Origin of the sequence: Acuticoccus sp., assembly GCF_965213555.1 — a bacterium.
Classification (GTDB): Bacteria; Pseudomonadota; Alphaproteobacteria; order Rhizobiales; family Amorphaceae; genus Acuticoccus.
Window position 1 is genome coordinate 1,587,872 of record NZ_OZ243890.1, and the last position, 16,371, is coordinate 1,604,242.

18 protein-coding genes and 1 pseudogene are annotated in these 16,371 nt (G+C 67.0%); 16 read left to right on the forward strand and 3 right to left on the reverse strand.

Translation table 11 applies throughout. The features are described 5' to 3' along the window. Positions 1-95 precede the first annotated feature (95 nt). From ACOOE8_RS07660 to ACOOE8_RS07675, 4 genes are all read left to right on the forward strand, one after another. Positions 96-503, forward strand: a complete 408-nt coding sequence (locus ACOOE8_RS07660) for a hypothetical protein (RefSeq protein WP_420394232.1) — start codon at positions 96-98, stop codon at positions 501-503. 54 nt (positions 504-557) lie between these two features. Then, positions 558-977, forward strand: coding sequence for a phage tail tube protein (locus ACOOE8_RS07665; RefSeq protein ID WP_420394233.1), 420 nt, complete (start codon positions 558-560; stop codon positions 975-977). After that, complete coding sequence (locus tag ACOOE8_RS07670) at positions 938-1,246, forward strand: phage tail tube protein (RefSeq protein ID WP_420394234.1); 309 nt, start codon at positions 938-940, stop codon at positions 1,244-1,246. The genes ACOOE8_RS07665 and ACOOE8_RS07670 overlap by 40 nt, the downstream gene beginning before the upstream one ends. Before the next feature lie 265 nt (positions 1,247-1,511). Beyond that, a complete protein-coding gene (locus tag ACOOE8_RS07675; RefSeq protein ID WP_420394235.1) occupies positions 1,512-1,655 on the forward strand; it encodes a hypothetical protein in 144 nt (47 codons plus the stop codon). 4 nt (positions 1,656-1,659) lie between these two features. Here the strand turns inward: ACOOE8_RS07675 and ACOOE8_RS07680 are convergent, their stop codons facing one another. From ACOOE8_RS07680 to ACOOE8_RS07690, 3 genes are all read right to left on the reverse strand, one after another. Further along, positions 1,660-2,112: a hypothetical protein gene (locus tag ACOOE8_RS07680; protein WP_420394236.1), complete on the reverse strand. Its 453-nt coding sequence runs from the start codon at positions 2,110-2,112 to the stop codon at positions 1,660-1,662. 105 nt (positions 2,113-2,217) lie between these two features. Continuing rightward, positions 2,218-3,930: a hypothetical protein gene (locus ACOOE8_RS07685; RefSeq protein ID WP_420394237.1), complete on the reverse strand. Its 1,713-nt coding sequence runs from the start codon at positions 3,928-3,930 to the stop codon at positions 2,218-2,220. Beyond that, the gene (locus ACOOE8_RS07690; protein ID WP_420394238.1) at positions 3,885-4,352 is read right to left on the reverse strand and encodes a hypothetical protein; all 468 of its coding nucleotides are present in this window, start codon (positions 4,350-4,352) and stop codon (positions 3,885-3,887) included. The genes ACOOE8_RS07685 and ACOOE8_RS07690 overlap by 46 nt, the downstream gene beginning before the upstream one ends. A 365-nt stretch (positions 4,353-4,717) precedes the next feature. Here ACOOE8_RS07690 and ACOOE8_RS07695 point away from each other — a divergent pair. From ACOOE8_RS07695 to ACOOE8_RS07750, 12 genes and pseudogenes are all read left to right on the forward strand, one after another. Continuing rightward, positions 4,718-5,176, forward strand: a pseudogene (locus ACOOE8_RS07695) (DUF2924 domain-containing protein). Further along, positions 5,173-6,405 carry a recombinase family protein gene (locus tag ACOOE8_RS07700; RefSeq protein WP_420394239.1) on the forward strand — a complete coding sequence of 411 codons (1,233 nt, stop codon included), beginning with the start codon at positions 5,173-5,175 and terminating at the stop codon, positions 6,403-6,405. The pseudogene ACOOE8_RS07695 and the gene ACOOE8_RS07700 overlap by 4 nt, the downstream one beginning before the upstream one ends. 1,144 nt (positions 6,406-7,549) lie before the next feature. Beyond that, positions 7,550-8,017, forward strand: coding sequence for a hypothetical protein (locus tag ACOOE8_RS07705; protein ID WP_420394240.1), 468 nt, complete (start codon positions 7,550-7,552; stop codon positions 8,015-8,017). Between the two features lie 369 nt (positions 8,018-8,386). After that, positions 8,387-8,701 carry a hypothetical protein gene (locus ACOOE8_RS07710; RefSeq protein WP_420394241.1) on the forward strand — a complete coding sequence of 105 codons (315 nt, stop codon included), beginning with the start codon at positions 8,387-8,389 and terminating at the stop codon, positions 8,699-8,701. Positions 8,702-8,743: 42 nt separating this feature from the next. Continuing rightward, complete coding sequence (locus tag ACOOE8_RS07715; protein WP_420394242.1) at positions 8,744-9,721, forward strand: hypothetical protein; 978 nt, start codon at positions 8,744-8,746, stop codon at positions 9,719-9,721. 301 nt (positions 9,722-10,022) lie between these two features. After that, entirely contained in the window at positions 10,023-10,244 is a 222-nt protein-coding gene (locus ACOOE8_RS07720; RefSeq protein WP_420394243.1) for a hypothetical protein, read from the forward strand. Between the two features lie 154 nt (positions 10,245-10,398). Further along, complete coding sequence (locus ACOOE8_RS07725; RefSeq protein WP_420394244.1) at positions 10,399-11,868, forward strand: hypothetical protein; 1,470 nt, start codon at positions 10,399-10,401, stop codon at positions 11,866-11,868. Positions 11,869-11,871: 3 nt separating this feature from the next. Then, complete coding sequence (locus ACOOE8_RS07730) at positions 11,872-12,480, forward strand: hypothetical protein (protein WP_420394245.1); 609 nt, start codon at positions 11,872-11,874, stop codon at positions 12,478-12,480. After that, the gene (locus tag ACOOE8_RS07735) at positions 12,453-14,441 is read left to right on the forward strand and encodes a hypothetical protein (RefSeq protein WP_420394246.1); all 1,989 of its coding nucleotides are present in this window, start codon (positions 12,453-12,455) and stop codon (positions 14,439-14,441) included. Before ACOOE8_RS07730 ends, ACOOE8_RS07735 begins: the two co-directional genes overlap by 28 nt. A 250-nt stretch (positions 14,442-14,691) precedes the next feature. After that, positions 14,692-15,063, forward strand: a complete 372-nt coding sequence (locus ACOOE8_RS07740) for a hypothetical protein (RefSeq protein ID WP_420394247.1) — start codon at positions 14,692-14,694, stop codon at positions 15,061-15,063. Between the two features lie 12 nt (positions 15,064-15,075). Further along, entirely contained in the window at positions 15,076-15,432 is a 357-nt protein-coding gene (locus tag ACOOE8_RS07745; RefSeq protein WP_420394248.1) for a hypothetical protein, read from the forward strand. A 21-nt stretch (positions 15,433-15,453) separates the two neighbouring features. Beyond that, positions 15,454-16,080: a helicase-related protein gene (locus ACOOE8_RS07750; protein WP_420394249.1), complete on the forward strand. Its 627-nt coding sequence runs from the start codon at positions 15,454-15,456 to the stop codon at positions 16,078-16,080. Positions 16,081-16,371 lie beyond the last annotated feature (291 nt).

The window sequence follows — 16,371 nt, forward strand, 5'->3', positions numbered from 1 at the left end:
GTCGCGTGGCGAGGCGGATGCCTTCGGCCAAGATTGCCGCAAAGCCTTAATAGCGTTCGGTTCTGACTCCGATGGCCAGCTTCCGGGAGATCGCTTTGGTTGCGCTGTTGGGCAGGCTGCAGACGATCCCGTCTGCCACGGTGCTCCGCGGCGAGGTCCTGCCCGAACGTGTGCCGTCGGACGGGCTCCTGATCCTCCGCGACGATGATCCGGGGGATCCTGAGATCACGCTGTCGCCGCGGCGGTACCACTACGAGCACCGGGCGGAGGTCGAGGCGATCGTCGCGCCGCGGCAGCCGGCTGACCGGGACGCAGCGCTCGACGATCTTCTCGCCGCAATCGGCACCGCGATCGCCGCAGACCGCACGCTCGGCGGCCTCTGCGACTGGATCGAGGCGAGCGCACCGCAGCCGGTCGACCTTCCCGTCGAGGGCGCGGCAACACTGAAGGCGGCGATCGTCCCGATCACGCTGACCTACTCCACGGCAGACCCGTTGGCCTGATCCCGACAACGACAGGAACACGCTATGGCACGCGCGATTGGAGCGCGGGCGCAGATGGCGCTCGCGTTCGAGAGCGTCTTCGGCACCGCCCCGGAAAGCGGCTTCCACCGCATGCCGTTCGCGAGCTCGACGATCGGCTCGGAGCAGCCGTTGCTCGACTCCGAGCTCTTCGGCTACGGCCGCGACCCGCTCGCGCCGGTGAAGGACGCGGTCACAGCCGATGGCGATGTTGTCGTGCCGATCGACGCGGAGCCCTGGGGCGTCTGGCTGAAGAGCGCGTTCGGCAGCCCGACGACGACCGGTAGCGGACCCTACACCCACGATTTCCGCTCGGGATCATGGACGCTGCCCTCGATGGCGATCGAGACAGCGATGCCGGACGTACCGCACTTCGCGATGGCTTCCGCTGCGTCGTCGATCGGATCAGCTGGCAGATGCAGCGATCGGGGCTCCTCACCGCAACGGTCGGCCTGATCGCGCAGGGCGAGGCGGTCGCCTCGACTACCGGCGCCGGCACGCCGTCCGATTGGTCGCTGAAGCGGTTCGGCCACTTCGCCGGCTCGATCAGCCGCGACGGTTCGGCGCTCGGCAACGTCGTCTCGGCTGAGGTGACGTACGCCAACAAGCTCGATCGCATCGAGACGATCCGGGCGGACGGCCGCATCGACGGCGCGGACCCGTCTATCGCCGCCCTCACCGGCCGCATCGACATCCGCTTCGCCGACCAGACGCTGCTGAACTAGGCGATCAACGGCACCCCCGCGGAGCTGACGTTCGCCTACAGCCTGGCCCTTCTCGGACGCCCACATCGCGCGGCGGGCCATGCGCAGGAGCTCTTCGCGCTGGTCGTTCGGCAGCCGCGAGGCGGCCGCCACTGTGCCCAGCGCGAGAAACCCTCGGTGGTATTCGAGCGCCGCGCCGGGCGCGGCCTGGCCGATCGAGGCGCACAGCTCGATCTCGGTGAGCGGCGCGGCGGGCCGGGTGAAGTGGAGGATGTTTGAAGGTGCCATGACGAGCCTCTACTCACGCAGCTCGAAAAGCGTCCCACCGGGGCAGCAGGCCCTCGGCGGCGTGGATCATCCGGAGGTCGCGGAGGCGCCGGTAGAGGGTGGTGCGGGCGCCGACGCCGGCGTTCGCCAGCTGATCGACTGACCTGTCAGCAAGCGCAACGCAGAGCGGACGGTCTGTCGATGCCGGCGACTGCACGTTCGACGTCGAGGCGACGGTCAACCTGCTCGAAGTGGTCGACCCGCTGACCGTGCCAGGCGGCGAGCCCGTCCGATCCCGAGAGTTGATCGGCGAGGGAGGCCCCGTCGGCGACCGGAGCGTCGAGGGACAGCGGCCCTCCGGCCGTGAAGCGCCGCTGGCGCGCGACATTCTCCGCGATCCGCACCGACCGGTTGCGCATCACCAGGCCGGCGAACGCGCCGAGGTTGCCGCGCTCACGGTCGAAGCCCGGCAGCCGGCCGATCAGGTCGGTGAGAAGGTCCTGGCGAAGGTCGTCGAGGTTGGCCGCCGGAAGGCGCAGCTTGCGGTGCAGCCGGCGCGCGGCGGCGTCCGCCTCGTGCATCACGAGGTGAAGGTCGTCCGGGGAGAGAGCTCGGTCCATGAGCGGGCCTCGGTCGTTGCTGTTGACCGAGAAGGTGCCCGCTCGCCCGCCGCCGCAGGTGTGTTTCGCGTGTGCTTTGTGTGTGAGGTTTGTGTGCTCCGGCGCTCAGCGCGTAAGGATCATTTCCGACGGGTCCAAGCCGACGCGGTAGCCGCGATTGCGGACGGTCTCGACGAGTCTGTCGGCATCTTCCGAAGAAAGACACCGCGCGATCGCCTTCCGCAGATCGCGCATCACACCACGGGCCTCGCGGTCAAAGCGATGCTCGGTCTCCTGACTGCGTAGGACGGGATCGCGCTGATCGACTTGCTCGGCCAGCATCCGGAAAGCGGAGAACATCTGCGGTGGCAGATCGATCACCTGGCCGTCGAACGTGATCGCAGATGCAATAAGGTCAAGCACGAGGCGCGTGGGTCCAGCGGTCGGCGACAAGCGCTCGACGCGAAGCCGCTCAACGTCCGCCTCCTCCCGCTCCATTACGTCGACGAGGGCGTGCGCAGCGAACCCCATTTCGGTGAGCCAGAGCCCGTCAGCCGGCCCGCACTCAGTGGCGAGGACCGACACAGGGTCCCCGGCGGCGACGGACTTGAGTGCCAATGCCGTCCCGGGCCCAAACAGGAGTTGCGTATCGAGGCAGGCCACGACCGCACGACCGGCCGGCGTCCTGCCGAGGAGCCAGATACCCTCATCGACAGTACTGACGCCGCCGATCAGACCGCCCGACGCCGCGATCGCGCGGGCAAGCCGATCGGGTTCGATCGCAAAGCGTCGCACGTCACCGCCGGCAAGCACCTCATCCTCATCCGGGTCGTAAGGACAGCAGGCGCGCAGTGCGTCGCCCACCGTTCGGATCGGGCGGGCGTCGAGCCCGCAGTCGCAGTGAGTACAGACCGGCCAAGTGTCGGCGCGGCGGTGCTCGATCAGGACTCGCACCCGGAGAAGTCGTTCGACCTCGCCATCCGGGAAGCGTCGGAGCGCTCGGCCGGAGACCTGCGGCCCGACCTCACTCAGCCGCTTCCACAAGAAGGAGAGCATCGCGGTTGACCTCCAGACCGTTGCGGGCCACGAGCACGTGGATCGCCTTCTCGAACCGGGTGCGGCGGAAGGCGAGCGTCCCCGGCGGCTTGAGCCGGACGGTGACCTGGGCCGGTCGCTTGGCCTGACGTCGAAGAACACCCAGAACGTGATCTCGCCAAGCCGCCAGGCGCGCCCGAGCCTCACACCAGCGCTCCGAAGATGCTGGAGGGCCGACGAGCCGGACGCGTCCTTCGACTCGAGGCTTCGGACGAATTTGAACCGCTGCTCGTCCTCATCGCGTTCGTAGAGGAGCGCCGTCGCCGCGACGATGCGAACCTCCCTGATCCGCTCGTCAAAGCCATGCTCGAACGTGAAGTCGGGCCCGACTGTGGCGATCGCGTCCAGGGTGTAGAGGTCCCGCGCGTCCTTGCCGGCGAAGAACCCCGGCCGCCCGAGAATGTGCATGGCGAATGCTTCAGCGACGTCGGACTGGCGGGCCTTCGCAACACCGCCGATCCGCAGCGGGCCTTCGGAGGCGGAGTAGCGCAGCGTCGCGTACTTCATCGCCTGGATGGGGATGACCTCTTCCCGGTCGCCGGCGACTATCGGCATCGTCTTGATCGGCGCGCCGTGGCTCACCACCACGCTGATCTCGTCGTAGTCCTCGTAGGGCGTGATCCGGCAGAAGTCGCCATGAAGGTCTTCCGCGAGGAGCCTCCGGATCGCGGACTTCAGGTCGTCCGTCGTCTCTTCGGTCAGCTCGGCGTCGACGTCACGATCGGGACCGCGAAACTCGGCCATAGCCGTCGGCGCACGAAGCGCCTGGAAGTCGGCGGCGGCCTCGAAGATGCTCGGATGGTTGAGGTAGACGTGCAGCGCGACGTCCTTGGCTCATACTCCGTCGTCGGCTCATCGTCAGCCTGCTCCGCCTCCGAATAGAGCACGACGCCCTGCCGGCGCGCCTCGCCGAGGATAAGCTGCAGGCCGCTCTCCTTGCCCAGCTCCTTCACCCGGTGCAGGTCCGCTATCATTCCCTCCGACCAGTCAGTGACCGGCGCGTGGAAGTACGCCGTCAGTGCAGCGCGCACTTCTGCTGGATCGCCGTCGGACGCGATCGGGCTGTCGCCGTCGGCGAAATGCCGGACGAACAGCGCGCGCATCAGGTCGAGATCGATGTTGGCGACGAAGCCCTTGCTCGTGAACTTCTGAACGTCCGAAGCCATACTGGACCCTCTGAAACACACTCGTTTGTTCCAATTATGTTCTACCTAGGGCAGCAACCATGAGTCGAGTCCGAGCCTAGCCGCAATCCACACCCTCCGCGGGAGTGGGACGTTTTCGTGCGTCCATGAGTAGAGGAAGAGGGCACCCGATCACGAGGCCGCCCTGTGAACCGAGCACCGAACCCTCTCCCTCCCGACCGCATAACCGCCGCCGAGCGACGTCGCGAAGTCTGCACCATCCTCGCGCGCGGCGTCGTTCGCCTGCGTCAGCGGAATACCCAACCACATGCAGACAAAGGAGAAATTGGCCTTCACTTCTCGCCCGCCGAGAGCGTACATGCGAACCGTCTTGACCGGAGAACCGCATGAGCCAGACCGAAAGCATCCCGGCGCGCCTCGCCGCGCTGAAGACGGCCCCGACGCCGGAGCTGAAGAAGCAGTGGCGCGAGCTTTTCGACAGCGAGCCGCCTGCCTTCAACCGCCGCTACCTCGAGAGTCGGCTCGCGTACCGCATCTAAGAGTTGGCCTACGGGGGCCTGAATCCGGAGACGATCAAGCGCTTGGAGCGGCTCGGCGAGGAGCTCGACGGCGGCGATCGGACCAAAAGCCGCAAACGGGCCGACTACAGCGACAAGCCGATCACCGGAACGAGGCTTCTGCGCGAGTGGAAGGGCGTCGAGCACATCGTGACCGTCCTCGCCGAGGGCTACGAGTGGCAAGGGCGGCCGTACAAGTCGCTCTCGGCGATCGCCCGCGCGATCATGGGGACGCGCTGGAACGGCTGCGTGTTCTTCGGCCTCAAGAACCAGCGGCGGTCGGCATGAAGGACGCAACAAAACCGAAGCGCCGCTGTGCGGTCTACACCCGCAAGTCATCCGAGGAAGGACTGGAGCAGGAGTTCAACTCGCTCCACGCCCATCGGGAGGCCTGCGAGGCATATATCGCGAGCCAGCGCTCGGAGGGCTGGGTCCTCGTCCGCGAGCGCTACGACGAAGGCGAGATCTCCGGCGGGACGCTGGAGCGGCCCGCGCTGAAGCGGCTCCTGTCCGACATCGAGCAAGGCCTTGTCGACGTCGTCGTGGTCTACAAGATCGACCGCCTCTCGCGCTCGCTGGCCGACTTCGCCAAGCTCGTCGAGGTGTTCGATCGGAACGGCGTCACCTTCGTCTCCGTGACGCAGTCGTTCAGCACGACGACCTCGATGGGCCGGCTGACGCTGAACATTCTGCTCTCGTTCGCCCAGTTCGAGCGGGAGGTGACCGCCGAACGCATCCGGGACAAGTTCGCGGCGTCGCGGGCGAAGGGCATGTGGATGGGCGGCTGGGCGCCGCTCGGCTACGATGTGAAGGACCGCAAGCTCGTGGTGAACCCGGCCGAGGCGAAGACTGTGCGGATGATCTTCGAGCGGTTCGTCGAGATCGGCTCGGCAACGGTGCTGGCGAAGGCGCTGCATGAAGAAGGCGTTACGACGAAGCGCGGCAGCCCGATAGACAAGGGCTTCATCTACAAAACGCTGAACAACAGAATCTACCTCGGCGATGCAGTCCACAAAGGCGTGAGCCATCCGCGCGAGCACAAGGCGATCGTCGACCACGCGCTTTGGGACAAGGTGGACGCGGTGCTGAAGGACAGCCCGCGGCGGCGCGCGTCGAACACGCGGGCGCAGACACCGGCTCTGCTGCGAGGCCTGCTGTTCGGCCCGGACGGCTCAGCGTTCTCGCCCACGCACACTCGGCGCGGGCCGAAGCTCTATCGGTATTACGTCAGCCAGTCGGAACTGAAACGTGGGGCGGACGCCTGTGCGGTCGGGCGGGTGCCGGCCGGTGACATCGAAGCGGCGGTGGTCGATCAACTCCGGGCCGTCTTCCGGCAACCCGAGATCATCGCCGGGAACAGATCGTCCCACAACGGATCGAGCGCGTTAAGTGCCCTACGCACTTCGGCTTCGGTGACGTCCTCGTCCCGCTTCCGAGTTTCTCGCCACGCCTCCTCGGATGGCCAAAATCCCGACCCCGGCACCGATCCCAGGTTGGGGGGCGCGGCATTATCTTAGCAAGCATATCGCCCAAATATAGGGCACGCCGTCCACCAGCGGCCGTTCCTTGGGCGCATCGCCGGCCCTCGAGGCTAAGCACTCTTTGACGCCCAAGCCGATGGCCGCCTTGTAGGCGTGGCGCTCGAATCGGCTCGCCGACATCGTCGCGCGCACACTACCTTAAGGAGGTCTATTCTGTCAGACGTTGAACTTTCGCAAGGGACGGTGTCCGGGTCACGGCTACGGCAGCTATTGCCACGCCCCGGACGCGATTTGCACACCCAACGTTTTGCAACCGGCTCACCAACGTTTGTTGGGCGGGCGGAAGATAGTGCCTGCGCCCGCCAATTCGCTGGGAACGGTTTTGCCAGGTCCCGCAGATCCAGCCCATTACTCATGCCGTCGAGTGCATCCTCAACCAGTGCTGGGGCCAGAAGCGTCAGTCTCAGCACACGGCTGACGTACGCGGCGTCAAGCCGCTCCGCCTTAGCCAGCTCCCGTAGCGTCGCGTACTTCCCGCTCTCCAGCATTCGCTGCCACCGATACGCCCGCGCGATAGCCTTCACGAGCGCGCTGTCTACCTCGCCCGTCGGCGGTGACGACGGGGGCCCCAATTCTACCTCGGTCCCATCCGGGGCAATGATCCGCTTCCGACCCCGCCGCCGCTTGAACGCGATCGGCACCTCTACGGTGATCGTGTCAGCGGGAACGTCACTCATGCCGCAAGTGCCTCCCGTGTTGCCATCTCGTTCGCAACACCCGACAGGCCGTCGATCCGCAGCCGAACTGTCATTCCATCCATTCCGATCTCGACCCGCTCGACCAACAGCTGCACCAGTCGAGCCTGCTCGGCGGGAAGCGAGCGGGGACGTGCTTGATGTGACGGCAGGGCGGACCGACGTTCCTACCGCCCGCGAATGGGAACGGTTGCTCACCGAGCACTACCTGCATGCCGACGGACCATTCGGCAGCAGCCCGTTGACCTACATCGACGCCACACCGGCCGAACTCGCCGTCGCTGCCGACCTCACGGACATCTCACACGACGCGGTGCAGGAGGCGTTCGTCTCGATCTTTACCCGGCGTGATGTGAGGGCGGTACTAGGCCGGGCGCCGCGGCGCGTTCCAGCGGCCTCCGATCTACGGATATTTCCGGTACCTGGTGCTGACCGCGCTGGTGTCGGCGACCGTGGAGGGGGTCGGTCAGAACCATGACTTCCGCGACCGACTTGGGACTCTGCTCGGTGGCGAGCGCTTTCGAGGCGTCGCCAAGGTGAACCAATTGTGGGAGGAACTCGCCCTTTGGTGCAACCGTCGCGCGGCTAACGGCGAGCCGACCCGGGTCGTCCGCCTTCCCGATCCCGGCAATGCCAACCGGATCGGACGCGCCGTCAACATCGCGTTCCCGAATTGGCGAGACCGCATCGCGTTCGCGCGGATATTGCGCAAGCTCGCCGCGTCAGAGCGAGCGACGCCCTACATTCTGACGCAGGCGCTCGAACGTCCGGGGGTCTACCCGCAGATTCCTGCGGCAGTGCAAGCCGCGTTCGACGACTTCCGCCGTCGCCTAGATTCCGACCATCGAATGCTGCAGGGGCATCGGTTCTGGTCGCTGGTACAGAGCATTTAATCTGAACTCGTCGACCCGCTCCGCCCAAAACATGCCCCTTGGCGTCTTGATATCCGTTTCGGGGGCTGGGAAGACGACCTTATCGAAGCGCGACTGTGGGTCGGTCGGCGCATCGATCGCGACCCCGACCCCTATGTCGACATCACAGCACTGCTCGGTTGCGCCGTGGACCTCCCGCAGGGGCTTGCTGCGGACGTCGCTGCCGGTCTGTTGCTGTTCGATGAGTCGCCCGAGGGCAGCTGGCGGCTCGATAGTAGCGGAGCCGGCTGGACGGCGCGGTCGCTTGCGATCGCGCGGATGGACGTCGCCCGCAGGACATCGCGCAGCGACTAGCAGCTGATCGCGCCAAACTGGGCGGCGACCCGGCCGATGTCCCAGAACGACCTCGACCAGCTCCTGCGCCAGGCGAGAGGGAGCGCACCGAGCGGGGTAACCGTGTTCGCCGACCTCGCCTTCGCCGGCGGAGTGCGGACAGGCCCTGTCACCGCGTCGGAGCGGAGCGAGCTGTCGGTCGAGGCGATCGTGGGCACAGGCGAGCTGAGGCTGGAGGGGGCGGCGCCGCAGTGGCGGATCGTGGCGACGACCCCATTGACCGGGCGATGGCGCATCACCGCGACGGAAGGGGCGGACGACGTGCAGAAGGTGCTCGTGCTTGAGGAGAACGCACGCGAGCGGCTCTCCTAGCCCGACCACCCACCGGTCGCCTTTGAGCCCGAACGGGAGCTGGTGGTCGCCGATGGACTCGACGTCCCCTGGACGCACGCGTCCGGTGCGCCGGGAAGCCTACGAATAGTAGACCTGCTTGAGGCGGTCTACGCGGGTGCCCCGGCCGGTGGCTGGTCGGAGGGCGAGCTGGTCGCGCTCCTGCAGCCGCTACTGCCGGCGCCCTACCTCGTATGGGACGTGCTGCGGAGCCTCGTTGAAGCGGGATGGCTCGAACCTCTCCTCGCGGTGCGTTGGCGTGCGCGGCGGCTGCTACTGCGCCGGCCCACGCTCGCGCCAATGCCAGGAGGCCGGATCACGGTGGAGGGTGCGGTCGGCGCCGCAGCGCTGCGCCGGCTGCGATTCGAGGTACAGAGGCGTGGTGGACGTATGGTCGAACGGGGCGGAATATCCGAGTGGACGCCCTCCGTGATGGTTGCCGAAGACGTGGAGCCGGAGGGGCTGACGCACGACATGGGTTGGCCGCTGGCCGATGCGAAGCGGCCGCGTGTCGCACGCGCGCCCGCCTGCTGGCCAGAGGAGCGACGCACCTCCCAGGGCCGCGATCTCGTCGGCATCTGGTCGTTCGACCGGGGGCATTTCCTTCCGCCGCCGCTCGTCGTCTGCCCCTCGGTCGTGCTCGAACGCTGGGCGCGTGAGCGCAAGGATGATCGTGACCTCTACCGCGTCACTGGCCGAGGTGACGATTTCGTCACCACCTCTCGCACGGTCGCGGTGCTCGAGGCACACCGCCGCGAAGCGCGGCCGCTGTTCCGGTCGAGAGGTGGGCGGCTTCTGCGGACCGCCGCCAGCGGGCATCTGCCGTTGCCGATCGCACGCCATCTGCGCCGCATCGCTGCCGCCGGCTCCGGTCCGTCGGAACAGGACGGCCGTTGGACCTCCGCCTACGCGGCGGACGAGGCAACCACCAGCTGGCTCGCCGCTTTGTTCGGGCCCGCGATCGGCTCTTCGCTGGCCGAGCGCGCACAGGGCGCCCCTTGAGCGGGTCGTCGCCGCTCGCCGAGCTGGAACGCGCCATGTTTGGCGATGCGACACCATCGGACCGGGATGATGGACGCGGTCTACCTCGGCGAGGTTCTATACGACGATCAGCACTACGCTCGGGTCGAACCGTTCGCCGCGGTGGACGGACGAGCATGGCGAGTCGACCTAGACTGGCAGGAGATATTCCCCGAAGACGGTAAGGTTTTCGCTCCGCGCCGGCCGCTGGATTGCCGGGTGCGGCAAAAAAGTTCTGGTTCACAGTTGAAGTGAACCAAAAAACTCGGGCGGCGGCGACAGGATGATCCTCGCCGAAGCATCACCGATTCTGGAGACCCTAGACTACCGCACGCTGGGAGGCGAGGCAGCGCGGCGGGACCTCGTCGAGCTCGGGATCCCGAAGTTGGTTCCTGGGGCCACCGGGATCGTCGCTGCGCTGCCGGACTCGACCTGCGTGATCGTCCCAATGCAGAAGGTCGATGGCACCGAAGTATACCGCGCGGCGGCGAAAGATCTCTCTTAGCTACCCCTCTACCAATTCGACGAGGGCGTATTCTTCGGGGACAAAATCGACGGTCACTATATAGCCGTGCCCGATTCTACCGTGGGCCGCCGCCTCGGTGTGACGAACTGGTGCACGGACGACGATTTTCTGCGTCCTCAACCGCCTCCGTAGGGTGGCGGACGTAGGCCCGCCGCCCGTCAAGGCACAGGTCGCGGAGGCGGTCGCCAACCTACGCCGCGCAGAGCTGTTGCCCAACCTCGGCGCCGACCTTGGGCCAATGCGCGCCCGTCTGCAGGGCTTCGCCGCCACTCTCCATGCGAACGCGGCTCTGGTCGAGGAAATCGTCGACCTCGTCGCAGCGTTCCAGCCAGTGGAAGAGGTGTTGCGCACCCGCCGTGCGGAAATGGAGGCCGCTCCTGCGCGGGAACTCGACGGGAAGCGTGCAGACCTCTTCGAGGACGAGCGCCGACGCGCGGCAGCGGAAGTCGAGGCCGGCCTTGCCGCGCGGAAGGCCGCTGTCGCCACCGAGCAGGCCAGGCTCGAAGAGGAGCTGACCACCGCCGAGCAGGTCATCGATCTCGCAAAGCAGAAGGGGGCCGAGGCACGCTCCGCCCGCGACAAGCTGCGCGCGTCGCGCGACGAGCTGCGTGAGGCGCTCCAGGACGAACTGCGCAAAGTGTCGGCTGAATTGGACGACGTTCCGGTCGAGGCCGAGCAGGACGCTGGGTTAATTGCGCGGAGGATCGGCGAGCGGCTGCGTGCGCGCGGGGCCGACGTCGAGCTCGCGCCCGATCCCGCACCGCCGTGGACGAGAGTCGAGCGACGGACACGATCGCCGGGACGACCCTGGTCCGACTATCCGGAGGTACTGCAAGCTAGCGCGAAGCGGAGCGGCTTCCTCCCTGAGACACTCGTCGTCGCAGACGTTGCGGTCCGGTCCGGGGCGGCGGTGACGCTGCCGGAGGCTGTCGCCGGCGTGTTCGCTGGGTGCCATGCGGTGGCGATGGCCGAGGGCGAGGTCGTGCGCCAGGTGCTCGACCCGTCGATGATCGCGCTGGACGACCTTTGGCGGACGCCCAACACCCGTAGCCCCACAGCGTTCGCCCGTGCGTGGACGGCAGCGAAGGGCGATCCTAACCGCTTCCGCGTGGTCCTCCTCGACGGCCTTGGACGCACCCTGATGGATCTCTGGCTGCCGTCTCTTATCGAAGTTTTATGCGGTGCGGTGCGGCCGCAGAACCTCCTCGTCTTCGCAAGCCTCGAAGCCGACGTGGTTGACGCCGCCCGGTGCCGGCGATCGCTCGCCGAGCTGCTGGTGCCGCTGGCGCCAGAGCGGCAGCCCGGCCTCGCCGCAGCCGACCGCGCGAGGATTGCGCAAAAACCACCGCAGACCGCTTGGTTCGACGCGTCAACGGTTCCGCGACCCGACGCCGCCGACGTCGTCGACGTCACCGACAGCGCGTCGATCGATCTGCGCCGCGCGGCCGATATTTTGCGTGCCGCATGGCCGCTATACACGACGGTCGAGCCGGCACGGGTAGCCCGCGCGTTCTGGGAAAATAATGGGGTGGACGCCTATGGCGCCGTCCTCGTCGCAGGCCGACAGTGGCTCAGCAGGATCTCGAAGGGTTGGGAGGGGTAGCGCGTGATGGACCCGTTGGGCGGCTTCGAGAGGATCCGCGATCTCTATATCTCGTACCTCGACACAGCCTTCCGCGTCCGCCGCCCGGAGCTGATGCAAGCCCGTGGCGACCTCCTCCGCCGCCCAGGCACGCTGACCACGGAGCCGTTCCTTGAGCCGGTGCTGCGCTACCAGACCTCGGACCACTCACTTGAGCAATTGGTCGACGACGACGCGGACGCCAATCCGCTCGCAAAGATGTCGACCGAGGGGCGCCGCGCATTCGTCGAACTCGCCCTTTCCGGGCTGTTCGCCGGCGAAAGGTCGGGCGGGAAACTGGTGCGGCGCAGTCTCTTCAAGCCCTACCGCCACCAGCTGGACATGCCGGCGCGCGGGATCAAGCCGGGTCGACCCGGTATCGTCACTTCAGGTACCGGATCGGGCAAGACGGAAGCGTTCATGTTGCCGATCTTTGCCGCGCTGGCCGAAGAGGCAACGCGTTGGCCGGCTCCCGACGCGGGCTACCTCGCCTCCTCGTGGTGGGGCGATGCTGCGCCTCGGTCCGCCCGCATCGGCAGGAGGAACACCCGCGCCGGCCGAAGGCAATGCGGGCGATCGTGCTGTACCCGATGAACGCGCTCGTCGAGGATCAGATTACCCGCTTGCGCAAGGCGATCGACTCACCCGAAGCGCACGAGGTCATGGACGCGCGATTCGCCGGCAATCGCATCTTCTTCGGTCGTTACACAAGTGCCACGCCGGTGCCGGGCTACCTGCAGCACCCGCGCCGCGCCGCGGATGCGAAGGAAAAGCGCGGAAAGGAGCGCCGGGCCTCGCGCGTCGTCCAGGCGCTTGCAACAATGGCCGAGGACCAGCAACTCGCCCGCACCCACGACTCGAACCACACAAAGGATGATCCGACCCGCTACCTCTTCCCCTCGCCGCACGACTGCGAGTTGGTGACGCGTTGGAACATGCAGGCGACTCCGCCGGACGTCCTGGTCACCAATACGTCGATGCTTGGTACCATGCTGTCGCGCGAAATCGAGCAGCCGATCTTCGACCGGACGCGCGACTGGCTCCGCGATGAGGAGGACGCGTACTTCTTCCTCGTCCTCGACGAGCTGCACCTCGTGCGCGGGTCGGCCGGCACCGAAGTAGCAGGGTTGGTCCGCGCGCTTATCCACCGCCTCGAACTCCACCGGCCGGAGATGCGGCACAAGCTGCGGATCCTTGCCTCCAGCGCCTCGCTGCCGCTCGACGGCATCGCCCGCGACCGCAGCCTCCAATACCTGCACGATTTCTTCGGCCCGTTCGGGACGTACGAGAGCTCAGTACACGGCGGTGCCGCTGGACCGGATGACTCGGCCACCGCGATTGTCGAGGGCGAACCCGTCGTCTCAACGCCAAAGGCGGCGCTGCCGCTCGATCCCGCACCGTTCGCGGCGCTCCTCTTCGCTGCCGCTCCGGCCGGGCAGTTCGTCGGCGTGCTCCACTCTCTTGACGACGTCGGCGAGGCGGTGCGGGCCTGCGACCGGACCCTTGGCGGCGATGGCGCAGGCGAACTGCCCGAGGTCGCGCGCCGCGTAGTCGAGGAGAGCGCGGCAGTGCTCGCCGAGGCCTGCCGCGAGCTGGGCACAGCGCGATACCGTGCCACCGCGGCTGGCGACCTCGCGGAACGCATCTTCGCGACGCGGAACGACTCGGGGCGGGCGGCATTGCGCGGCCTTACGCTTGCCCGCGGCCTCGGCGATCGGCCCGAAGTCATGATCGCCGAGGCTACCACCGGCTTTCGCGAGCACGTCTTCCTGCGCAGCATCGAAGGGCTGTTCGCGCCTCCGACCGTAGTAGGCGAGGAAGTCCGCTTCACCGGGTTGGGTGTGGAGCGCAGCACAACCTACAGCGGCAACGGCGCCGACCTGCGGCGCGTGTTCGAGCTCGTCTACTGCGAGTCCTGTGGGGAGGAGTTCATCGGCGGTAGACGCGGCGGCAAGGACGATAGAAGCGCCAAGGCCGAGCTGCTGCCGTCGTCACCCGATCTTGAGAACCTGCCCGAGGTCGGAGGGGACGGCAACTACGACGACCTCAGCTACGACGACTTCGCGATCTTCTGGCCTAGCATACAACCGGCGAAGGGCGGCGAAAACGACAAGGAGGCCTGGGCGGCCGTCGTCCTAGACACTCGCAACGGGGTCGCAATGAATCTCGACACGGTCGAAGAGGGCTGCATCCGCGGCCAGCTCTTCCGCTCGACCGACCAGGCGGCGGAGTTGCGCGCTCCCGGTACGACCGGCCCCAACTGTTGCCCGGCGTGCGGTACCGACTACTTCCGCCGCAGCCGCCGCTTCCGCCGCTCACCGATCCGAAATTTCCGCACCGGCTTCGCTCGCAGCTCGCAGCTTTTGGCGACCGAGGTGTTCGGCCTGCTGCGCGCGAGCCGAGGCGTCGCCAAGGCCGTCGTGTTCTCCGACAGTCGTCAGGATGCGTCGCGCTCGACATCGAGCGTCGCCACCATCAGGACGGTCGCCGCGAACTTCTGGTCGAGATCCTGCGTGAGTTCGGCACGCGTCCGCCCGTCGACATCGATGAACTGAGGCGACAGCGCAGGGCCGCGATGGAGGTGGAGGACGACGACGCGTGCGAGGAGCTCACCGCTCGGATCCAGGCTGCACAGCGGGCCGCCGACGCCGATCGTATCCCGTTAGCGCAGATCGTCGAGGCATCGACCGGCAAGCCATCGGCCAACCCTCTGCTCACCCGGATGGTCCAGCTCGGCATGCACCCAACCGATGACGTCGGTATCGCGACTATCCCGAAGCGCGGCAGGGCCGAGGATCGTTTCGAGTGGTACGAGCTGTTCGAGGCCACGGCGATAGCGTCGACTACACGAGCGACAAAGACGCGATCGCCGTCGCCACGGCACGGATCGCGATCGCGGAGGACCAACGCCCTCAGGTCGACGACGTCCTGTTCGCCAAGACGTATTTCGCGCTGGAGGAGACAGGCATCGGCTACCCGACCCTGTCGGCTCGCGCTGGCGACGGCGTCGACCGGCTCGACGGGTACCTGCGGGTGTTTGCCGACTCCTACCGCGTGCGGGGAAATCGCTGGGTGGAGCAGGACTTCAAGAAACTCGAATGGACCGAGGGGCGATCGGTTTCCGCCCGGCGTCTGAAGGAGTTCGCGGCTGCCAACCGTCCCGGCGGGCAAATTTAGGAGCTCGATGAAGTGCTGTCCGCGCTCAGGGGCCGCGGCCACAAGAACGGCTTCATCGAGCCGAGCGAGCTGTGCGTCCGCATCGTCCGCCCGGACGCGCCCTATTACGAGTGCACCGCCTGCGCGCGCATCCACCTGCATCGCGGAACCGGTTTATGCACTCGATGTACCGTGCCGCTACCAGACAATCCCACCGGGCCGGTGTCCGACGTGCGAGCACGCAACGTGCTCGCACGTCGCATCGAGCGTAGCGTCGAAGCCGACACCGGTGCGTTCCGCCTTCGCTGCGAGGAGTTGACGGGCCAGACCCATTCGCCTGCCGAACGGCTGCGCCGCTTCCGCGGCATTCTCGTCGAGCGGCCTGGCTAGAGTGGGGCCGTGCAAGAGTGGATGGCCAAGGAGATCGACATGCTGTCAGTCACCACGACGATGGAGGTCGGGATCGATATCGGTTCGTTGCAGGCGGTGTACCAGGCCAACATGCCGCCGCAGCGCTTCAACTACCAGCAGCGCGTGGGGCGCGCCGGACGGCGCCGTCAGGCGTTTTCACTGGTCGCCACCCTGTGCCGCAGTCGAAGCCACGACCTGCACTACTTCAACGATCCCGAGTCGATCACCGGTGATGCGCCACCACCGCCGTTCTTGACCACTGACCACCTCGCGATCCCGCTGCGCCTATTGCGCAAGGTTTGGCTGACAGCTGCGTTCGATCGATTGCGCCGCGAACATGCCGACTACTACCCCGGCGACGACCAGAGGCCCGACGGGCATGGCGAGTTCGTCCCCAGCATGACCTACTACGCCTCGGACTCGGTGTGGCCGGCGCACCTCGCCGGCGCTTTGGAGGAGACCGAAACCACCATGCGCAGCTTCGCCCGAGTGCTGGGAAAAGGCGTCGCTGGGCGTGAGGGGGCGCTGCTGCAGCGTACCGGTGTCGAGGTGCTCATAGGCGAGATCGCTCGCCTCGGACTGCGGAACATCGCGCGGACAGCACCGCCTGAGCGGCGGGGTATGTGAGGTCACTGCGCAAGGCGTTCCTTAAATACTTCGGGCGGTATTGGTAGCCTAGCAATGCGCCGAACTCGAGAGCGCTTATGCCACTGCCGATGGCGATCCACGCGGTTCATGGCGCGTCCCACCCGAGGGCGCGATTGGAGCGGCGCCCGTGTCGAGGCCACACAACCAGAAGAGGGCCCCCTCCAAAAACCGGTCCCGCGAGACCCAGGCTCTCACAACTGAGGTGCCCGAGTTTGGAGTGGGGGCGCGGCAGAATGAAACTGGAAACAGGACATCGGTCGAGGGTTGGTC